Origin of the sequence: Enterobacter sp. 5-4, assembly GCF_000612205.1 — a bacterium.
Classification (GTDB): domain Bacteria; phylum Pseudomonadota; class Gammaproteobacteria; order Enterobacterales; family Enterobacteriaceae; genus Enterobacter; species Enterobacter roggenkampii.
In genome coordinates this window covers 160771-176503 of record NZ_JFHW01000022.1, presented here as the reverse complement: position 1 = coordinate 176503, position 15733 = coordinate 160771, and the positions used below count along the sequence as shown (strand labels likewise).

General features: G+C 55.6%; 14 protein-coding genes. 9 read left to right on the top strand and 5 right to left on the bottom strand.

What is annotated here, in order from left to right:
- Positions 1-24: 24 nt before the first annotated feature.
- From acrA to AA74_RS0114325, 6 genes are all read left to right on the top strand, one after another.
- On the top strand, positions 25-1218 hold the full coding sequence (gene acrA / locus AA74_RS0114350) for a multidrug efflux RND transporter periplasmic adaptor subunit AcrA (RefSeq protein WP_021241633.1): 1194 nt from the start codon (positions 25-27) through the stop codon (positions 1216-1218).
- A gap of 22 nt (positions 1219-1240) precedes the next feature.
- Positions 1241-4387: a multidrug efflux RND transporter permease subunit AcrB gene (gene acrB / locus AA74_RS0114345; protein ID WP_008499289.1), complete on the top strand. Its 3147-nt coding sequence runs from the start codon at positions 1241-1243 to the stop codon at positions 4385-4387.
- Between the two features lie 509 nt (positions 4388-4896).
- Positions 4897-5271, top strand: coding sequence for an Hha toxicity modulator TomB (tomB, locus tag AA74_RS0114340; RefSeq protein WP_008499288.1), 375 nt, complete (start codon positions 4897-4899; stop codon positions 5269-5271).
- 27 nt (positions 5272-5298) lie between these two features.
- Complete coding sequence (locus tag AA74_RS0114335; protein WP_008499287.1) at positions 5299-5517, top strand: HHA domain-containing protein; 219 nt, start codon at positions 5299-5301, stop codon at positions 5515-5517.
- 206 nt (positions 5518-5723) lie between these two features.
- On the top strand, positions 5724-6275 hold the full coding sequence (gene maa, locus AA74_RS0114330) for a maltose O-acetyltransferase (RefSeq protein ID WP_008499286.1): 552 nt from the start codon (positions 5724-5726) through the stop codon (positions 6273-6275).
- Between the two features lie 117 nt (positions 6276-6392).
- On the top strand, positions 6393-6860 hold the full coding sequence (locus AA74_RS0114325; RefSeq protein WP_008499285.1) for a YlaC family protein: 468 nt from the start codon (positions 6393-6395) through the stop codon (positions 6858-6860).
- Here the strand turns inward: AA74_RS0114325 and AA74_RS0114320 are convergent.
- Positions 6832-8292, bottom strand: coding sequence for a PLP-dependent aminotransferase family protein (locus AA74_RS0114320; RefSeq protein ID WP_025912638.1), 1461 nt, complete (start codon positions 8290-8292; stop codon positions 6832-6834). The two genes, AA74_RS0114325 and AA74_RS0114320, sit on opposite strands and share 29 nt — an antisense overlap.
- A gap of 101 nt (positions 8293-8393) precedes the next feature.
- Here AA74_RS0114320 and AA74_RS0114315 point away from each other — a divergent pair, with 101 nt between their 5' ends.
- Positions 8394-9104: a GNAT family N-acetyltransferase gene (locus AA74_RS0114315; protein ID WP_025912637.1), complete on the top strand. Its 711-nt coding sequence runs from the start codon at positions 8394-8396 to the stop codon at positions 9102-9104.
- Here AA74_RS0114315 and ykgO read toward each other — a convergent pair.
- Both ykgO and AA74_RS0114310 read right to left on the bottom strand, forming a co-directional pair.
- Positions 9101-9241: a type B 50S ribosomal protein L36 gene (gene ykgO / locus AA74_RS01000000122205; RefSeq protein WP_003859006.1), complete on the bottom strand. Its 141-nt coding sequence runs from the start codon at positions 9239-9241 to the stop codon at positions 9101-9103. The genes AA74_RS0114315 and ykgO overlap by 4 nt on opposite strands.
- Positions 9242-9243: 2 nt before the next feature.
- Positions 9244-9504 carry a type B 50S ribosomal protein L31 gene (locus AA74_RS0114310; protein WP_006176933.1) on the bottom strand — a complete coding sequence of 87 codons (261 nt, stop codon included), beginning with the start codon at positions 9502-9504 and terminating at the stop codon, positions 9244-9246.
- A gap of 219 nt (positions 9505-9723) precedes the next feature.
- On the opposite strand from AA74_RS0114310, the gene AA74_RS0114305 reads away from it, so the two are divergent.
- Positions 9724-11289 carry an EAL domain-containing protein gene (locus tag AA74_RS0114305; RefSeq protein ID WP_008499281.1) on the top strand — a complete coding sequence of 522 codons (1566 nt, stop codon included), beginning with the start codon at positions 9724-9726 and terminating at the stop codon, positions 11287-11289.
- Here AA74_RS0114305 and AA74_RS0114300 read toward each other — a convergent pair.
- A complete protein-coding gene (locus AA74_RS0114300; protein WP_008499280.1) occupies positions 11282-11554 on the bottom strand; it encodes a metal-sensing transcriptional repressor in 273 nt (90 codons plus the stop codon). The genes AA74_RS0114305 and AA74_RS0114300 overlap by 8 nt on opposite strands.
- Positions 11555-11686: 132 nt before the next feature.
- On the opposite strand from AA74_RS0114300, the gene AA74_RS0114295 reads away from it, so the two are divergent.
- The gene (locus AA74_RS0114295) at positions 11687-12514 is read left to right on the top strand and encodes a nickel/cobalt efflux protein RcnA (RefSeq protein WP_008499279.1); all 828 of its coding nucleotides are present in this window, start codon (positions 11687-11689) and stop codon (positions 12512-12514) included.
- Positions 12515-12553: 39 nt separating this feature from the next.
- Here AA74_RS0114295 and AA74_RS0114290 read toward each other — a convergent pair whose 3' ends face one another.
- The gene (locus AA74_RS0114290; protein WP_025912636.1) at positions 12554-15643 is read right to left on the bottom strand and encodes a beta-galactosidase; all 3090 of its coding nucleotides are present in this window, start codon (positions 15641-15643) and stop codon (positions 12554-12556) included.
- Positions 15644-15733 lie beyond the last annotated feature (90 nt).

The following is a 15733-nucleotide window of genomic DNA, read 5'->3' as shown; positions in this document are numbered from 1 at the left end:
AAATCGGACACTCGAGGTTTACATATGAACAAAAACAGAGGGTTAACGCCTCTGGCGGTCGTTCTGATGCTTTCAGGCAGCTTAGCGCTAACAGGATGTGACGACAAACCGGCTCAACAAGGAGCTCAGCAGGCGCCAGAAGTAGGCGTTGTGACGCTCAAATCTGAACCTCTACAAATCACCACCGAATTACCCGGCCGTACAAATGCTTACCGCATTGCGGAAGTGCGTCCTCAGGTTAGCGGCATTATCCTGAAACGCAACTTCACCGAAGGCGGTGATGTGCAGGCCGGTGAGTCTCTGTATCAGATTGATCCCGCAACCTATCAGGCGTCTTATGAAAGCGCGAAAGGCGATCTGGCTAAAGCACAGGCCGCGGCTAAAATTGCCCAGCTGACGCTGAACCGCTATCAAAAACTGCTCGGTACCAAGTACATCAGTCAGCAGGATTACGATACCGCCCTGGCGGATGCCCAGCAGGCTAACGCCGCCGTGGTGGCAGCCAAAGCGGCCGTCGAAACCGCGCGCATTAACCTGGCCTATACCAAAGTGACCTCCCCTATCAGCGGTCGTATTGGTAAATCTTCCGTCACGGAAGGGGCTCTAGTGCAGAACGGTCAGACCACTGCGCTGGCGACCGTGCAGCAGCTCGATCCGATCTATGTTGACGTCACGCAGTCCAGCAATGATTTCCTGCGCCTGAAACAGGAGCTGGCTAACGGCACCCTGAAACAGGAAAACGGCAAAGCCAAAGTGGAGCTGATTACCAACGACGGTATCAAGTTCCCGCAGGAAGGGACGCTGGAATTCTCTGACGTGACGGTCGACCAGACCACCGGTTCCATCACCTTACGTGCGATTTTCCCGAACCCTGACAAAAATCTGCTGCCAGGTATGTTCGTTCGCGCACGTCTGGAAGAAGGAACGAATCCAACCGCCCTTCTGGTTCCACAGCAGGGTGTGACCCGTACGCCACGCGGCGATGCGAGCGCACTGGTTGTTGGGGCTGATAACAAAGTCGAAATGCGCAATATCACCGCCACCCAGGCGATTGGGGATAAATGGCTGGTGACGGAAGGTCTGAAAGATGGCGATCGCGTGATTGTTACTGGTTTGCAAAAAGTTCGTCCTGGCGCGCAGGTTAAAGCACAGGAAGTGAAATCTGACGATAAACAACAAGCTTCGGCCGCTGGCCAGTCAGAACAAACCAAGTCTTAACTTAAACAGGAGCCGTTAAGACATGCCTAATTTCTTTATCGATCGCCCCATATTTGCGTGGGTGATCGCCATTATCATCATGCTGGCCGGGGGACTTGCGATCCTGAAGCTGCCTGTCGCGCAATATCCAACGATTGCGCCACCGGCGGTGACGATTTCCGCAACCTACCCAGGAGCTGATGCAAAAACGGTGCAGGACACCGTCACTCAGGTTATCGAACAGAACATGAACGGTATCGATAACCTGATGTACATGTCCTCAAACAGTGACTCTACCGGTACAGTTCAGATCACCCTGACCTTCGAGTCAGGTACGGATGCTGACATTGCGCAGGTTCAGGTGCAGAACAAACTGCAGCTGGCGATGCCGCTGCTGCCGCAGGAAGTACAACAGCAGGGCGTGAGCGTCGAGAAATCGTCCAGTAGCTTCCTGATGGTTGTCGGCGTTATCAACACCAACGGCACCATGACGCAGGAGGATATTTCCGACTACGTGGGCGCCAACATGAAGGACGCCATCAGCCGTACGTCCGGTGTGGGTGACGTGCAGCTGTTCGGTTCTCAGTACGCAATGCGTATCTGGATGGATCCGAACAAGCTGAACAACTTCCAGCTGACGCCGGTTGACGTGATTAACGCCATTAAAGCGCAGAACGCCCAGGTGGCAGCCGGTCAGTTAGGCGGTACGCCGCCGGTGAAGGGCCAGCAGCTTAACGCCTCGATCATCGCGCAAACCCGTCTGACCTCCGCGGATGAGTTCAGCAAAATTCTGCTGAAAGTGAATCAGGACGGCTCGCAGGTTCGCCTGCGCGACGTGGCGAAAGTCGAGCTGGGCGGTGAGAACTACGACATCATCGCGAAGTTCAACGGTAAACCGGCTTCAGGTCTGGGTATCAAACTGGCGACAGGCGCGAATGCCCTGGATACCGCCACGGCGATCCGTGCAGAACTGAAGAAAATGGAACCGTACTTCCCGTCAGGCCTGAAGATCGTTTATCCGTACGACACCACGCCATTCGTTAAAATTTCGATTCACGAAGTGGTTAAAACGCTGGCAGAAGCGATCATCCTGGTGTTCCTGGTCATGTATCTGTTCCTGCAAAACTTCCGCGCGACGCTGATCCCAACCATCGCCGTTCCGGTCGTTCTGCTGGGGACCTTTGCCATCCTCGCGGCCTTTGGCTTCTCGATAAACACCCTGACGATGTTCGGGATGGTGCTTGCCATCGGCCTGCTGGTGGATGACGCCATCGTCGTGGTAGAGAACGTCGAGCGCGTGATGGCGGAAGAAGGTCTGCCGCCGAAGGAAGCTACCCGTAAATCAATGGGCCAGATCCAGGGCGCGCTGGTGGGTATCGCGATGGTACTGTCTGCGGTATTTATCCCGATGGCCTTCTTCGGCGGCTCTACCGGTGCGATTTACCGTCAGTTCTCGATCACCATCGTTTCCGCGATGGCGCTGTCGGTACTGGTCGCATTGATCCTGACGCCTGCGCTGTGTGCCACCATGCTGAAGCCGATTCAGAAAGGCGGTCATGGCGAGCATAAAGGGTTCTTCGGCTGGTTTAACCGCATGTTTGATAAGAGCACGCATCACTACACCGACAGCGTGGGCAACATCCTGCGCAGCACCGGTCGTTACCTGCTGCTCTATATCATCATCGTGGCGGGGATGGCGATTCTGTTCGTTCGTCTGCCAAGCTCGTTCCTGCCGGATGAAGACCAGGGCGTGTTCCTGACGATGGCACAGCTTCCTGCGGGTGCGTCGCAAGAGCGTACCCAGAAAGTGCTGGACGAAGTGACGGACTACTACCTCACCAAAGAGAAAGACAACGTTGAATCCGTGTTTGCGGTTAACGGCTTTGGCTTTGCGGGTCGTGGTCAGAACACCGGTATCGCCTTCGTTTCTCTGAAAGACTGGTCTGAACGTCCGGGCAAAGAGAACAAGGTTGAAGCCATTACCGGCCGTGCGATGGGCACCTTCTCGCAGATTAAAGATGCGATGGTGTTCGCCTTCAACCTGCCGGCGATTGTTGAACTGGGTACCGCGACCGGCTTCGACTTCCAGCTGATTGACCAGGGCGGTCTGGGTCACGAAAAACTGACGCAGGCGCGTAACCAGCTGTTTGGCGAAGTGGCTAAGCACCCTGACCTGCTGGTCGGCGTGCGTCCAAACGGCCTGGAAGATACGCCGCAGTACAAAATCGACATCGACCAGGAGAAAGCTCAGGCGCTGGGCGTGTCCATCAGTGACATCAATACCACGCTGGGCGCCGCCTGGGGCGGTAGCTACGTTAACGACTTCATCGACCGCGGTCGCGTGAAGAAAGTGTACGTGATGTCCGAGGCACAGTACCGTATGTTGCCAAACGATATCAACAGCTGGTTCGTGCGCGGCAGCAATGGTCAGATGGTACCGTTCTCGGCATTCTCAACGTCACGCTGGGAATACGGTTCGCCGCGTCTGGAACGCTATAATGGTCTGCCATCAATGGAGATCCTGGGTCAGGCTGCGCCGGGCCGAAGCACCGGTGAAGCCATGAACCTGATGGAAGAGCTGGCGAGCAAACTGCCTTCGGGTGTTGGCTACGACTGGACCGGGATGTCCTATCAGGAGCGTCTGTCCGGTAACCAGGCCCCTGCCCTGTACGCGATTTCACTGATCGTCGTCTTCCTGTGTCTGGCAGCGCTGTATGAGAGCTGGTCAATTCCGTTCTCCGTTATGCTGGTGGTACCGCTCGGGGTTATCGGTGCGCTGCTTGCGGCAACGTTCCGCGGACTGACCAACGACGTGTACTTCCAGGTAGGCCTGCTGACAACCATTGGCTTGTCGGCGAAGAATGCGATACTTATCGTTGAATTCGCCAAAGATCTGATGGAGAAAGAAGGCAAAGGTCTGATTGAGGCGACGCTTGAGGCTGTTCGTATGCGTCTGCGCCCAATCCTGATGACGTCACTGGCGTTTATCCTCGGCGTACTGCCGCTGGTTATCAGCTCCGGTGCGGGCTCCGGTGCGCAGAACGCGGTCGGTACGGGCGTTATGGGGGGTATGATCACCGCAACCGTACTCGCTATCTTCTTCGTACCGGTGTTCTTCGTGGTGGTTCGCCGCCGCTTCAGCCGTAAGAATGAAGATGTTGAACACGCGCATTCGGTAGAACCTCACTGATACCGGTTTCACATGATAAAAAGGCCGCATTAGCGGCCTTTTTCATTTTCAGAAAAAATCATAAATTACGCTTATTGTGATTCAATTTATTTTCTGCCATCTTAATTAGACATATCATAATTAACTGATAACTTAATCGGTGAATTCAGGATTTTTTTAATTTCATTTCCCCGCTTAAGCTATTAGGAATATTCCTAATAAGAAGTTCTGACAACGTGGAGTTCGAATCTGAACTTTTCTCGCCATTTTTGCTAAGCCAATGAAACGTAAGGAAGCGATAAAACAGCGCGTTAATTTGGATAAAAAAGGGGTGTCCAGGGTGGAACATTGCGTACATGCTCGCAGTCTACGGTTTTATTTGTAATTTTTCGTAATAGCGCGATGAAATCCAGGAAGGAGTGGCTTATAGTTAGGTTATCAGGAACACAGCACTCATGTAGCTAAGTCAGTTGTATCCATCCCGACAATGATGTTCGGTGAGTAAGAAATCACTCAGAAGGGGATGCGCTATGGACGAGTACTCGCCAAAAAGGCATGATATCGCGCAGTTGAAATTTCTCTGCGAATCCTTGTACCATGACTGCCTTGCCAACCTTGATGAAAGCAACCATGGCTGGGTAAACGACCCAACGTCTGCCATCAATTTACAGTTGAATGAGCTGATAGAGCATATCGCAACCTTCGCACTTAATTATAAAATTAAGTACAATGAAGATAATAAGCTCATTGAGCAAATTGATGAATACCTGGACGACACCTTTATGTTGTTCAGTAGTTACGGCATTAACGCCCAGGATTTGCAAAAATGGCGTAAATCGGGAAACCGGCTATTCCGCTGTTTCGTCAACGTGAGCAGAGCTAACCCGGTTAGCCTTTCCTGTTAAAATTATTACAATTACTAAGGTGAATTTATGTCTGATAAACCACTCACAAAAATCGATTATTTGATGCGCTTACGACGTTGTCAGTCAATTGACACCCTCGAACGCGTGATTGAAAAGAATAAATACGAGCTTTCTGATAATGAACTGGCCGTATTTTATTCAGCCGCTGACCATCGTCTTGCTGAGCTGACCATGAATAAGTTGTATGACAAAATCCCTACTTCTGTATGGAAATTTGTCCGTTAATCTTTGAAGGGTGTCTGTAGAGTTCTACGCCACGTTCTGAGTTTTTTACCTATCCCGTTATGTTCCCTGTGCCCAGGCCAGGTCTCCGTGTAAAACGTGTTCATCAGCAACAATGTTGTGACGACAGTCACATCGGCTTTTCGGGAACGTTCCCCTCTCGACCTGTTCCGATTACCCTGCGGTAATCATTTCCAGAGAGGTTTCCTATGAGCGTAGAAAAACAGAAGATGATTGCCGGTGAACATTATCGCCCCGGCGATGAGACGTTACGGGCCGACCGACTGCGGGCCCGCCATCTGGTTTACCGCTATAACCACACCGCGCCCGATGAAAAAACAGAACGCCAGAATATCCTGGCGGAACTTCTGGGGCAAAGCGAAGGCGCTTATATAGAACCGAGCTTCCGCTGCGACTACGGATACAATATTTATCTTGGCAAAAACTTTTACGCGAACTTCGACTGCGTGATGCTGGATGTCTGCCCTGTTCGCATCGGCGATAACTGCATGCTCGCGCCGGGTGTGCACATTTATACGGCCACCCACCCGCTGGATGCAGAGGAACGGAACAGCGGCGTGGAGTTTGGGAAACCGGTCAACATTGGGAATAATGTCTGGATTGGTGGCCGGGCGGTCATTAACCCCGGCGTCACGATCGGTGATAATGTGGTGGTGGCCTCCGGCGCCGTGGTGACAAAAGACGTCCCGGCTAACGTCGTCGTGGGCGGCAATCCGGCAAAAATCATCAAAACTTTATAAGGGCGCGGGGAGCCAACTGTTATGGTCTTTTAGCGCCTGACTGTTACTTTTTTCAACCCGATGGCTCCCCTAAAATTGGCAGACACCCTGTATTGTCAACTCTTATGAAGGCAAAAAATGACCGAGATACAGCGCCTGCTTACCGCCACCATCGACGATCTTAACCTCCGCGAAAAGCGCGACAATCGCCCGCGCTTTAGCATTAGCTTTATTCGCAAACATCCTGGACTGTTTGTCGCCATGTATGCTGCCTGGCTGGCGACGCTGATTGTGATGCTGAAGTCCGAAACGCTGGTGGACTCCGTCTGGCTGCTGGTTGTGCTGTTTGTGGTCTTTAACGCCTTTTTCTTTTTCGACGTGAATCCGCGCTACCGTTACGAAGATATCGACGTTCTCGATTTTCGGGTCTGCTACAACGGTGAATGGTATAACACACGTTTCGTGCCCACGGAGCTGATCGACAGCATCATGCACTCTCCGGCCGTTGAAACAGCGCAAAAAGAGAAGCTGCAAAAAATGGTCTCCACCAAAGGCCAGCTCTCTTTCTATGATGTCTTTACCCTTTCGCGCCCTGCTGCTGCGTAATTAACGCCTGCAGACGCCGGATCCCCGGCGAAAACTGCGAAGCAGAGGTGTTGCCGTAACCTAAAACCAGACCGGTTTGCCCCTGCTTCGCCCCAAGGTAATACCCGCTCAGTGCAGCGGGTGCCAGCTGAAACGCCCTCGCCTGCGCCACCAGCGTCTGATCGTCAATATCGTCTATCGCCAGCGTCAGATGCATCCCGCCTTCACCGGCCAGTATACGGTGCGGCGTGTGAAGCTCTGCCCCCAGCACCTCCCGCAGCTGGCGGTATCGCTTACGATAGAGCCGACGCATGGCGGCAAGATGACGGGCATAGTGGCCTTCTTCAATGAACAGCGCCAGCGTACGCTGTTCGGCACGATGCCCGCCCCGCAACAGCGAGCCGATGGCCGGGCGAGCCGCTTTCGCCAGCGCTGGCGGCAAGACCATGAACCCCATTCTGAGCGACGGAAACAGCGTTTTACTGAATGTTCCCAGATAAACCACGGGCGCGTTGTTGACCATCCCCAGCATCGCGGGCACAGGCTCACCGGCATAACGGAATTCGCTGTCGTAATCGTCTTCTATGATCCACGCGTTCTGCTGCCGGGCCAGTTCCAGTAGCGCCAGACGTCGCCGGGCACTGAGCACGCTTCCGTAGGGGAACTGGTGCGAAGGTGAGGTAAAAATCAGCGAGGGAGCAGGCGCATCCCGTCCTTCCCAGCACATTCCCTCGTCATCAACAGGGATTCCCGTCATGGTCAGGCCTGTTTTAACAAACGCGCTCTTTGCCCCGCTATAGCCGGGGTTTTCCACCCACCCGACATCGCCAGGCTCACTCAACAGCATGGTGCACAGGTTAACCCCCTCAAGCGCCCCTTCCGTTATCACTATCTGGCTGGCGTCGCAGTCGATACCGCGGGACAGGGCGAGGTGTCGGGCAATCGCTGCCCGCAGCGACGGTTCACCGGCCGGGTCGCCATACCCTAGCAGGGCACTTCCCTCCTCGCGCATCACGCGATCGTACAATCGCCGCCACAGCGGTAGCGGAAAATAGTTGATAGCCGGGGTTCCCGGGGTAAACGCCAGCACCGGCGTGTCCCGGGGCACGGGCGCTGGCAGCAGGCCGACCCGCCGGGCGAGCCTGATGGCAGGGTCCGGCAATGTCCGGGCGACAGAGCGGTGAGCGAGCTGTGCCACCCGCGTTCCCTGGCGGTTACGCTGCAAATACCCTTCCAGCGTGAGCTGGTCCAGCGCCGCATTGACGGTATTGCGGGAAAGGGAGAGCTGCTGAGCCAGCGTTCGCGAACCGGGAAGCTGGCTGCCGGACAGTAGCCTTCCGCACAGTATGGCCTCCCGTAACGCAAGATAAAGCGCGCGCTGGCGCGTCTCTTTCCCACGTTTTTGCAGGGCAGCATTGAGCAAGGTATAAAATTCATCACCCGGTATATTCATCTCACCTCCTCGTGGCACCATCAAAACATAGCGCAGTGGTTCTTTTTAAGGAACCAGCAATTCACTAGTCTGGAACTCTTTTCAACGTCACGGAAATTAAGATGAAGACATTCAATCAGTTCGGACAGCCAGTAGGCGAAGCGCTTAGCAACTGGCAGCCTCGTCAGCACCCGTCCCGGGTCGTGCTTCAGGGACGCTATTGTCGGCTTGAACCGCTGCGCGTGGAGCATGCCAACGCGCTGTTTTCCGCCTATTCCCTCGCTGAAGATACGCGCAGCTGGACGTGGCTGCTACGTGAACCCGACGCTACCGCAGAGGAATTTGCCGAATGGGTGGCGAACGTAAGCGAGTTATCCGACCCCATACACTTTACCGTTATCGATAACCAGACCCGGTCTCCGGTCGGGACGCTGTCCCTGATGCGGATCGATCCTAAAAATGGGGTCGTGGAGGTGGGGCACGTTCACTTCTCTCCCCTGTTAAGCCGCACGCCCATGTCGACAGAGGCGCAATATCTGCTGATGCGGTATGTGTTCGATACCCTGGGCTACCGGCGTTATGAGTGGAAGTGCAATAGCCTGAACGAACCTTCCCGCAAAGCCGCCCTGCGCCTGGGTTTTCAGTTTGAGGGGCGTTTTCGTCAGGCGCTGGTCATAAAAGGTCATAACCGGGATACCGACTGGTTTTCGATTCTCGACAAAGAGTGGCCGGCGCTGGCAAACGCCTTTGAAAGCTGGCTTGCCACCGACAATTTTACTGCCGATGGCAAACAGAAAAGATCCCTGGAAAGCTGGCGAGAAACGCGCGTTTAGCGTCTTTTTTTACGGCCCTGCACCGCCTTAAAGCGCGGATTGGATTTACAAATCACGTACAGGCGTCCCTTGCGTTTGACTATCTGGCAATCCGGGTGACGCTGTTTTGCACTGCGCAATGAGTTAAGTACCTGCATGGTTAGCCCCGCTTCGCATTGAGAAAACCGCCAAAACGCTTGCGGAAGCGCGCTGCGCTGCCGTCCGTGGAGAACGTTTTCTGCTTACCGGTATAAAACGGGTGCGATTTTGAAGAAACCTCGATGGTGATGTATGGATACGTTTCACCGTCGAGTTCAATTTCGCGGTCGGTCTTAATGGTTGAGCCGACTTTGAAGTATTCATTCGCGCTGGTGTCGTGGAATACCACGGTGCGATACGCTGGATGGATATTTGGTTTCATCGTAAATCCTTTGTGTTTTGTTATAACATAACAAAATAATATCCAGGCCAGGTTAAAAAAACAACCCCTTCCTTCTGACGATATTTTCTGGTTTACCTGAGATAAAATGAAAACCACGCCACCCACGTGCTATAACTATATCATTTCGCGGTAAAATCTTTCTCTTCAGGCAGGGAACTCAGTGCTCAGGAACGGGTATACGAGGAAGGAAACGACAGCATGAAAACCCGACATCTGGTCAGTCTGGTGACTGGCATACTTATCTTTTCCGTGCTGGTCCCCATTTGCCTGAGCATCTGGCTGGCTCATCGTCAGGCGGAAGATAAATTTGTCGATGCGCTGGATAACTATGCCTCACGCGTGCTGATACGTACCGACAAGGTCGTGGATCAGGCGAAGGAAGCGCTCAATCATCTGCAGGCCTTTGAGGGCGTGCCGTGCAGCCCCCTGCAGTTAAGGGAGATGCGACGGGTCGCTTTCTCGTGGCGATATGTGCAGGAAGTGATTTATATCGACAACCTCAGGCCACTCTGCTCCTCTCTTGAACAAACCAGCCATGCCGCCCCTTTCCCCCCGCCGATGCGCGTTACCGAAGATGGTTACAGCGCATGGCTGACCACGCAAAACGATCTGGGGTTTCATCGCTACATGGCCGTACTGGGGCAAGGTCACTATCTTGTCCTGGTCGATCCGGCCTCGCTTGTGGATGTGATCCCCTTCGGCGAGATAGCGATTGATGCTGCCCTGGTAGGAAATACCACACGCCGCATCTTTGCCAGCAGCAATACGCTCGATCCGCATATCCGTGACATGATCATGGGTCAGGAGATGACCAGCATACAGTACGATGGTTCAATGTACGTTATGAAGCCCGTCCCTGAACTGGGGTTTACCGTCGTTGCATGGGCTACGCTCAAACCGCTGGCTGAAACCTGGCACCGGCAGCTGCTTTTGTGGCTGCCCTTCGGCATCCTGATAAGCCTGCTTGCCGCGCTCTTTGTCCTGCGGATACTGCGTCGCATCCAGTCGCCGCGCAACCGCCTGCTCGACGCCATTAACAGCCGCGATTTTGTGGTTCACTATCAGCCCATCGTGGCGCTGTGTAGCGGAAAAATTGTCGGCGCAGAGGCGCTGACGCGCTGGCCGCAGCCGGACGGAAGCAGCCTCTCGCCTGATATTTTTATTCCCCTTGCTGAGCAAACCGGGCTTATCTCCCAGCTGACGCAGCTCGTTATCGAAAAGGTGTTCGAGGATATGGGCAGCTGGCTGCATCTTCACCCCGATCAGCATATCTCCATCAACCTCGCGCCCGCCGATTTGACCTCCGGCACGCTGCCGCCGCTGCTGAGTCACTTGCTGAACAAATGGAAGGTCCACCCAGGCCAAATCGCCCTTGAGGTTACCGAGCGCGGCTTTGCCGATCCCAAAATCAGCGCGCCGGCTATCGCCGCATTCCGCCGTTCGGGGCACCCTGTCTATATTGATGATTTTGGTACGGGCTATTCCAGCCTGAGCTATCTGCAGGATCTGGATGTCGACACGCTAAAAATTGATAAATCGTTCGTGGATGCGCTGGAGTATAAAAACGTGACGCCGCACATTATTGAAATGGCGAAGTCTCTGAAGCTGGCGATGGTGGCGGAAGGCGTCGAGACCGCCGGGCAGCTCGCCTGGCTGCACCAGCACGGCGTGCAGTACGGACAGGGCTGGTACTACAGCAAAGCGCTACCAAAGACGGAATTTATTCTTTGGGCAGAGAATAACCTCGGCACGCACGCTACTTAAGGTAGGATTTCATCACCTGCAGCACCACGCCAAGATCGGCTTCACGCTGCGCCTCTTCGGGCTCTTTCACCACGTGATCGGTAAGGTGCCCTTCAATCACCTGCATCATCATGCCGTTGACCGCTCCACGGATCGCCGCCAGCTGCTGTAACACCTCGGCGCATTCGTGTTCGCTGTTGAGCATTTTTTCGAGCGCGGTGCTCTGCCCCTGAATTTTCTTCAGGCGAGTCAGTAACATCTTCTTGTCGCGAACGGTATGTGACATCTCTGTCTCCCTCAGTTTTGGCTTTTAGAGCATATCACGCTCTACTCCCCCTGAGTATTTTTCTACTGGGGGGTAGTATTAAGCTACTGGGGGGGAGTACTATTTGCGCACGCTTCCACTCCGGAAATTTCAATGAACGATTTCGCCTCACTTCTGCAGCAGGGTAATGCCTGGCTGTTTGTTCCCAGCGCTATCCTGCTCGGTGCACTACATGGCCTGGAGCCGGGTCACTCAAAAACCATGATGGCCGCCTTTATCGTGGCTATCCGCGGCACGCTGAAACAGGCGGTCCTGCTCGGCCTGGCCGCTACGCTTTCGCATACGGCAGTAGTCTGGATTATCGCCATGGCGGGTTTATGGTTTGGTCGGGGATGGGATGCGCATACGTCTGAACCCTGGTTCCAGCTGATCTCAGGGGTATTGATCGTTGCGATCGCCCTGTGGATGGCGTGGCGAACCTGGAAAGAGAGCCAGCCACACGATCATCATCACGACCATGATCATCACCACCACCATGACCATGACCATGGCCATCATCATGAACATCACCACCACGAACACCCGCTGGTTGAAGAAGAGTGGCAGGACGCCCACCAGCGCGCGCATGCGCAGGATATTAACCGGCGCTTCAGCGGCCAAAACGTCACCACCGGACAGATCGTGATGTTTGGCCTCACCGGCGGGCTTATCCCCTGCCCGGCGTCCATTACCGTTCTGCTGATCTGCCTGCAGCTGAAGCATTTCGCCCTCGGCGCGACGCTGGTGTTCAGCTTTAGCATTGGTCTGGCGTTAACGCTTGTCGCTTCCGGCGCGATTGCCGCCTTGAGCCTCAAGCACGCGACCAAACGCTGGCCCGGGTTTAGCGAATTCTCCCGTAAAGCACCGTGGATCTCCGCTGCGCTGATTACCGTGGTAGGGATTTATATGAGCCTGCATGGCCTGAGCGGCATTCTGGCGTAAGCCTGCGGCCACACTCTGTGGCCGCATCTCCAGGGTCAGTTAAGGGTTCTGCTGCCAGCTGAAGGTATAGCGAAGCTGGCGTGTCTGCAGGAGGAATTCCGGCGAGACGCTGGGGCTCCAGGAGTCGTCGCCGCCCACGCCCATATGGAACGCATCGAGATTGAGCCAGCATCCCGGCTCTTTGCGCAGCAGATGGTGATGGGTTGTCTCCCGCAGCTGCTGCTGGCCGTAGCGGCTCACCGAGAAATGGAACCGGCCGTTCAGCTGATGCGTTCCCAGCGCCAGCTCCCGCGTATCACAGCGCAAACCATTTTCCGTCGGGAAGATATACGGCGTATGCATCTCCGCCAGGGGTAATGTCCAGCGCCCCTGCTGCGCCGCCAGCTTTCTGTCCGGATAGTTTTCATGCGGCCCCAGCCCAAGCCAGGACACGTTTTCCGGCGTTTCGGCGAGATGAACGCTCAGGCCAACGCGCGCGGGTTCCGGGATATCAGACGCAATATCCACCTGAATGTCGCCGTGCAGAACTCCCCGATCGTCCACCCGCCAGGTTTTACGACTCAGAAACAGCGCGTTGCCGCGATACTCAAGGACGTGCTGGGTTGTGACCACCACCTTGTCTGCGTGCTGCGCTGCCTCACAGTACAGAACGCGCGAGGTGAGATCGTACATGCCCGCCGCTTTCCAGCGCTCAACCCATGCATGCGGATCGATCTTCGTCGCTTCACTCACCCCAATATCATTGTCCAGCGGCGCACGGCTGACGTTATCCGTCAGAGGCGACATCAGCGTTTCCACGCCATTTCGCCACCATTGAGCCAGGTTTCCGGTTGCGCGATCGAATTGCCAGCGCTGTTGACCATGCGCGATCGCCAGGATGCGGTCGTTTTGCGTTAAAACCGGCGGCTCGCCCGTAGAGGCTGGCGGTGCGACAAACAGCGGAGACGGAAGCAGCCACTGCTCCCACGCGCAGCGATGGTCAGCCGGTGACCACGGCGTTGCCCGCGGCTGGCGCACTTCAACATTCAGCCAGACTTCCCCCGGCTCGGCTTTCAATTCCGGCAGAGCGATCTCCAGACGCTGAACACCTTCAGGGGCTATCGCCAGCGTCACCTCGCCCGAAGCCAGTACCTTCCCATCCCGGGCAACCGTCCAGCTCAGCACTTCGTTATCGGTATGGCGGAACAGGTACCCGCTTTGCACCTCAATCACCAGCGGAGAGGTGCTGACCCGCGTAAAGCTGAAGAACTGCTGCGCGCGCTGCGCCTCGAACAGCGCCGGGTGCGGCGTACGATCGGGGAAGACCAGGCCGTTGAGGCAGAACTGTCGGTCGTTTGGCTTATCGCCAAAGTCCCCGCCGTATGCCCAGAACGTATTGCCCTCTTCGTCCTGTTTCGTCAGGGCCTGATCGACCCAGTCCCAGACAAATCCCCCCTGCAGGCGAGGATGGCTGCGAAACGCCTGCCAGTATTTCGCGAATCCGCCGAAGCTGTTTCCCATCGCGTGGGCGTATTCGCAGAGGATCAGCGGACGCGTTTCATCCGGCATGCCGATCCATTTCTTGATTGACCATTTAGGCACCGCCGGGAAGGGTTGATCCTGATCGACCCGGGCATACATCGGACAGACAATATCGGTCGCCGCCGTGTTCGCGCCGCCGCCTTCATACTGCACCGGACGCGTCGGATCCGTGGATTTCAGCCAGCGGTACAGTGCGTCGTGGTTTGCGCCGTGGCCGGACTCATTGCCCAGCGACCAGATGATAATTGAGGGATGATTACGATCGCGCTGCACCATGCGGGTCACGCGCTCGCTCATGGCGGGCAGCCAGCGCGGATCGTCAGCAAGGCGGCTCATCGGCACCATGCCATGGGTTTCGATATTGGCCTCGTCAACGACGTACAGTCCGTAGCGATCGCAAAGCCGGTACCACAGCGGATGGTTCGGGTAGTGCGAGCAGCGCACGGCGTTGAAGTTGTGCTGCTTCATGATCTCGATATCGCGGCGCATCGTCGCTTCGTCCATCACCTGGCCGTTTTCCGGATGATGCTCGTGCCGGTTAACCCCGCGGATCAGCAGCGGTTTACCGTTGAGCTTCAGCAGGCCGTTGCTGATTTCAATCCGGCGGAAGCCGACATCGCAGGCCTCCGTCTCCAGCACGTTGCCCTGCGCATCCAAAAGCGCGATCGTCAGACGATAGAGTTCCGGGGTTTCTGCACTCCATAACGCGGGGGCTGTAACCGGGATCGCCGCCGTTAACCGCTCGGCCCAGTTGCCGCGCTCGTCCACAATGGCAGATCCGGGCCGTTGGGTAGTACTGCCACACCGCTCACCGTTGCGCCACAGCGTGATCGCCACCTCGCATTCCGTGTAGTCTGCGCCTGCCAGCGCGACATCAACGTTCAACACCGCGCGGTCCAGCTCCGCATTCAGATCGGTGACCACGTGAAAATCCGCAATGTGCGTCTCCGGCTTATGCAGCAGGGAGACATCGCGGAAAATGCCGCTCATGCGCCACATGTCCTGATCTTCCAGATAGCTGCCGTCGCACCAGCGCAAGACCATGACCGCCAGGCGGTTCTGCCCGGGGCGTAATGCCGCCGAGAGGTCAAACTCGGCGGGCAATCGACTGTCCTGGGAATAGCCTATCCACTGCCCGTTGCACCACAGATGGAATGCCGAGTTCACGCCGTCAAAAATAATTCGGGTTTGCCCACGCTGAAGCCAGGCGTCATCAACGTCAAATGTGAGCGAGTAACAACCTGTCGGGTTTTCCTGCGGCACAAAAGGTGGGTTAACGGGGATGGGATAGGTGACATTGGTGTAGACAGGCGTGTCGAACCCCTGCATCTGCCAGTTCGACGGCACGGGCATCGCGACGGCATCCGCGCAATCTTCGCTGACCCATGCCTCAGGAACCCGCTCGGGTGAAGAAAAATAGCTAAATCGCCACATCCCGTTAAGAGAGCGCCTGCTGATAGATCCAGCGTCATCCCTGGCGGAAGATTCATTACGCCAGCTGTCTAACGGCGCGTGTGCGGGCAGGCGGTTCCACTGGGTAACGCCGGGGTTTTCCCAGTCCCGACGGGCCAGAATGTCGCTGAGGGTCAGCGGGGATGTGTTGGACATAGTAACCTCTTTGCGAAGCGCTCACAATTTTGGTTAACATGCCCTGGCATTCTGCGACGGTAAAGCATTCAATCGCAGGCTAGCGAGTCC

Excerpts from the sequence above, each read along its gene's own strand:
- acrA (WP_021241633.1), top strand. The coding sequence starts at position 25 with ATGAACAAAAACAGAGGGTTAACGCCTCTGGCGGTCGTTCTGATGCTT.
- acrB (WP_008499289.1), top strand. The coding sequence starts at position 1,241 with ATGCCTAATTTCTTTATCGATCGCCCCATATTTGCGTGGGTGATCGCC.
- tomB (WP_008499288.1), top strand. The coding sequence starts at position 4,897 with ATGGACGAGTACTCGCCAAAAAGGCATGATATCGCGCAGTTGAAATTT.
- AA74_RS0114335 (WP_008499287.1), top strand. The coding sequence starts at position 5,299 with ATGTCTGATAAACCACTCACAAAAATCGATTATTTGATGCGCTTACGA.
- maa (WP_008499286.1), top strand. The coding sequence starts at position 5,724 with ATGAGCGTAGAAAAACAGAAGATGATTGCCGGTGAACATTATCGCCCC.
- AA74_RS0114325 (WP_008499285.1), top strand. The coding sequence starts at position 6,393 with ATGACCGAGATACAGCGCCTGCTTACCGCCACCATCGACGATCTTAAC.
- AA74_RS0114320 (WP_025912638.1), bottom strand. The coding sequence starts at position 8,292 with ATGAATATACCGGGTGATGAATTTTATACCTTGCTCAATGCTGCCCTG.
- AA74_RS0114315 (WP_025912637.1), top strand. The coding sequence starts at position 8,394 with ATGAAGACATTCAATCAGTTCGGACAGCCAGTAGGCGAAGCGCTTAGC.
- ykgO (WP_003859006.1), bottom strand. The coding sequence starts at position 9,241 with ATGCAGGTACTTAACTCATTGCGCAGTGCAAAACAGCGTCACCCGGAT.
- AA74_RS0114310 (WP_006176933.1), bottom strand. The coding sequence starts at position 9,504 with ATGAAACCAAATATCCATCCAGCGTATCGCACCGTGGTATTCCACGAC.
- AA74_RS0114305 (WP_008499281.1), top strand. The coding sequence starts at position 9,724 with ATGAAAACCCGACATCTGGTCAGTCTGGTGACTGGCATACTTATCTTT.
- AA74_RS0114300 (WP_008499280.1), bottom strand. The coding sequence starts at position 11,554 with ATGTCACATACCGTTCGCGACAAGAAGATGTTACTGACTCGCCTGAAG.
- AA74_RS0114295 (WP_008499279.1), top strand. The coding sequence starts at position 11,687 with ATGAACGATTTCGCCTCACTTCTGCAGCAGGGTAATGCCTGGCTGTTT.
- AA74_RS0114290 (WP_025912636.1), bottom strand. The coding sequence starts at position 15,643 with ATGTCCAACACATCCCCGCTGACCCTCAGCGACATTCTGGCCCGTCGG.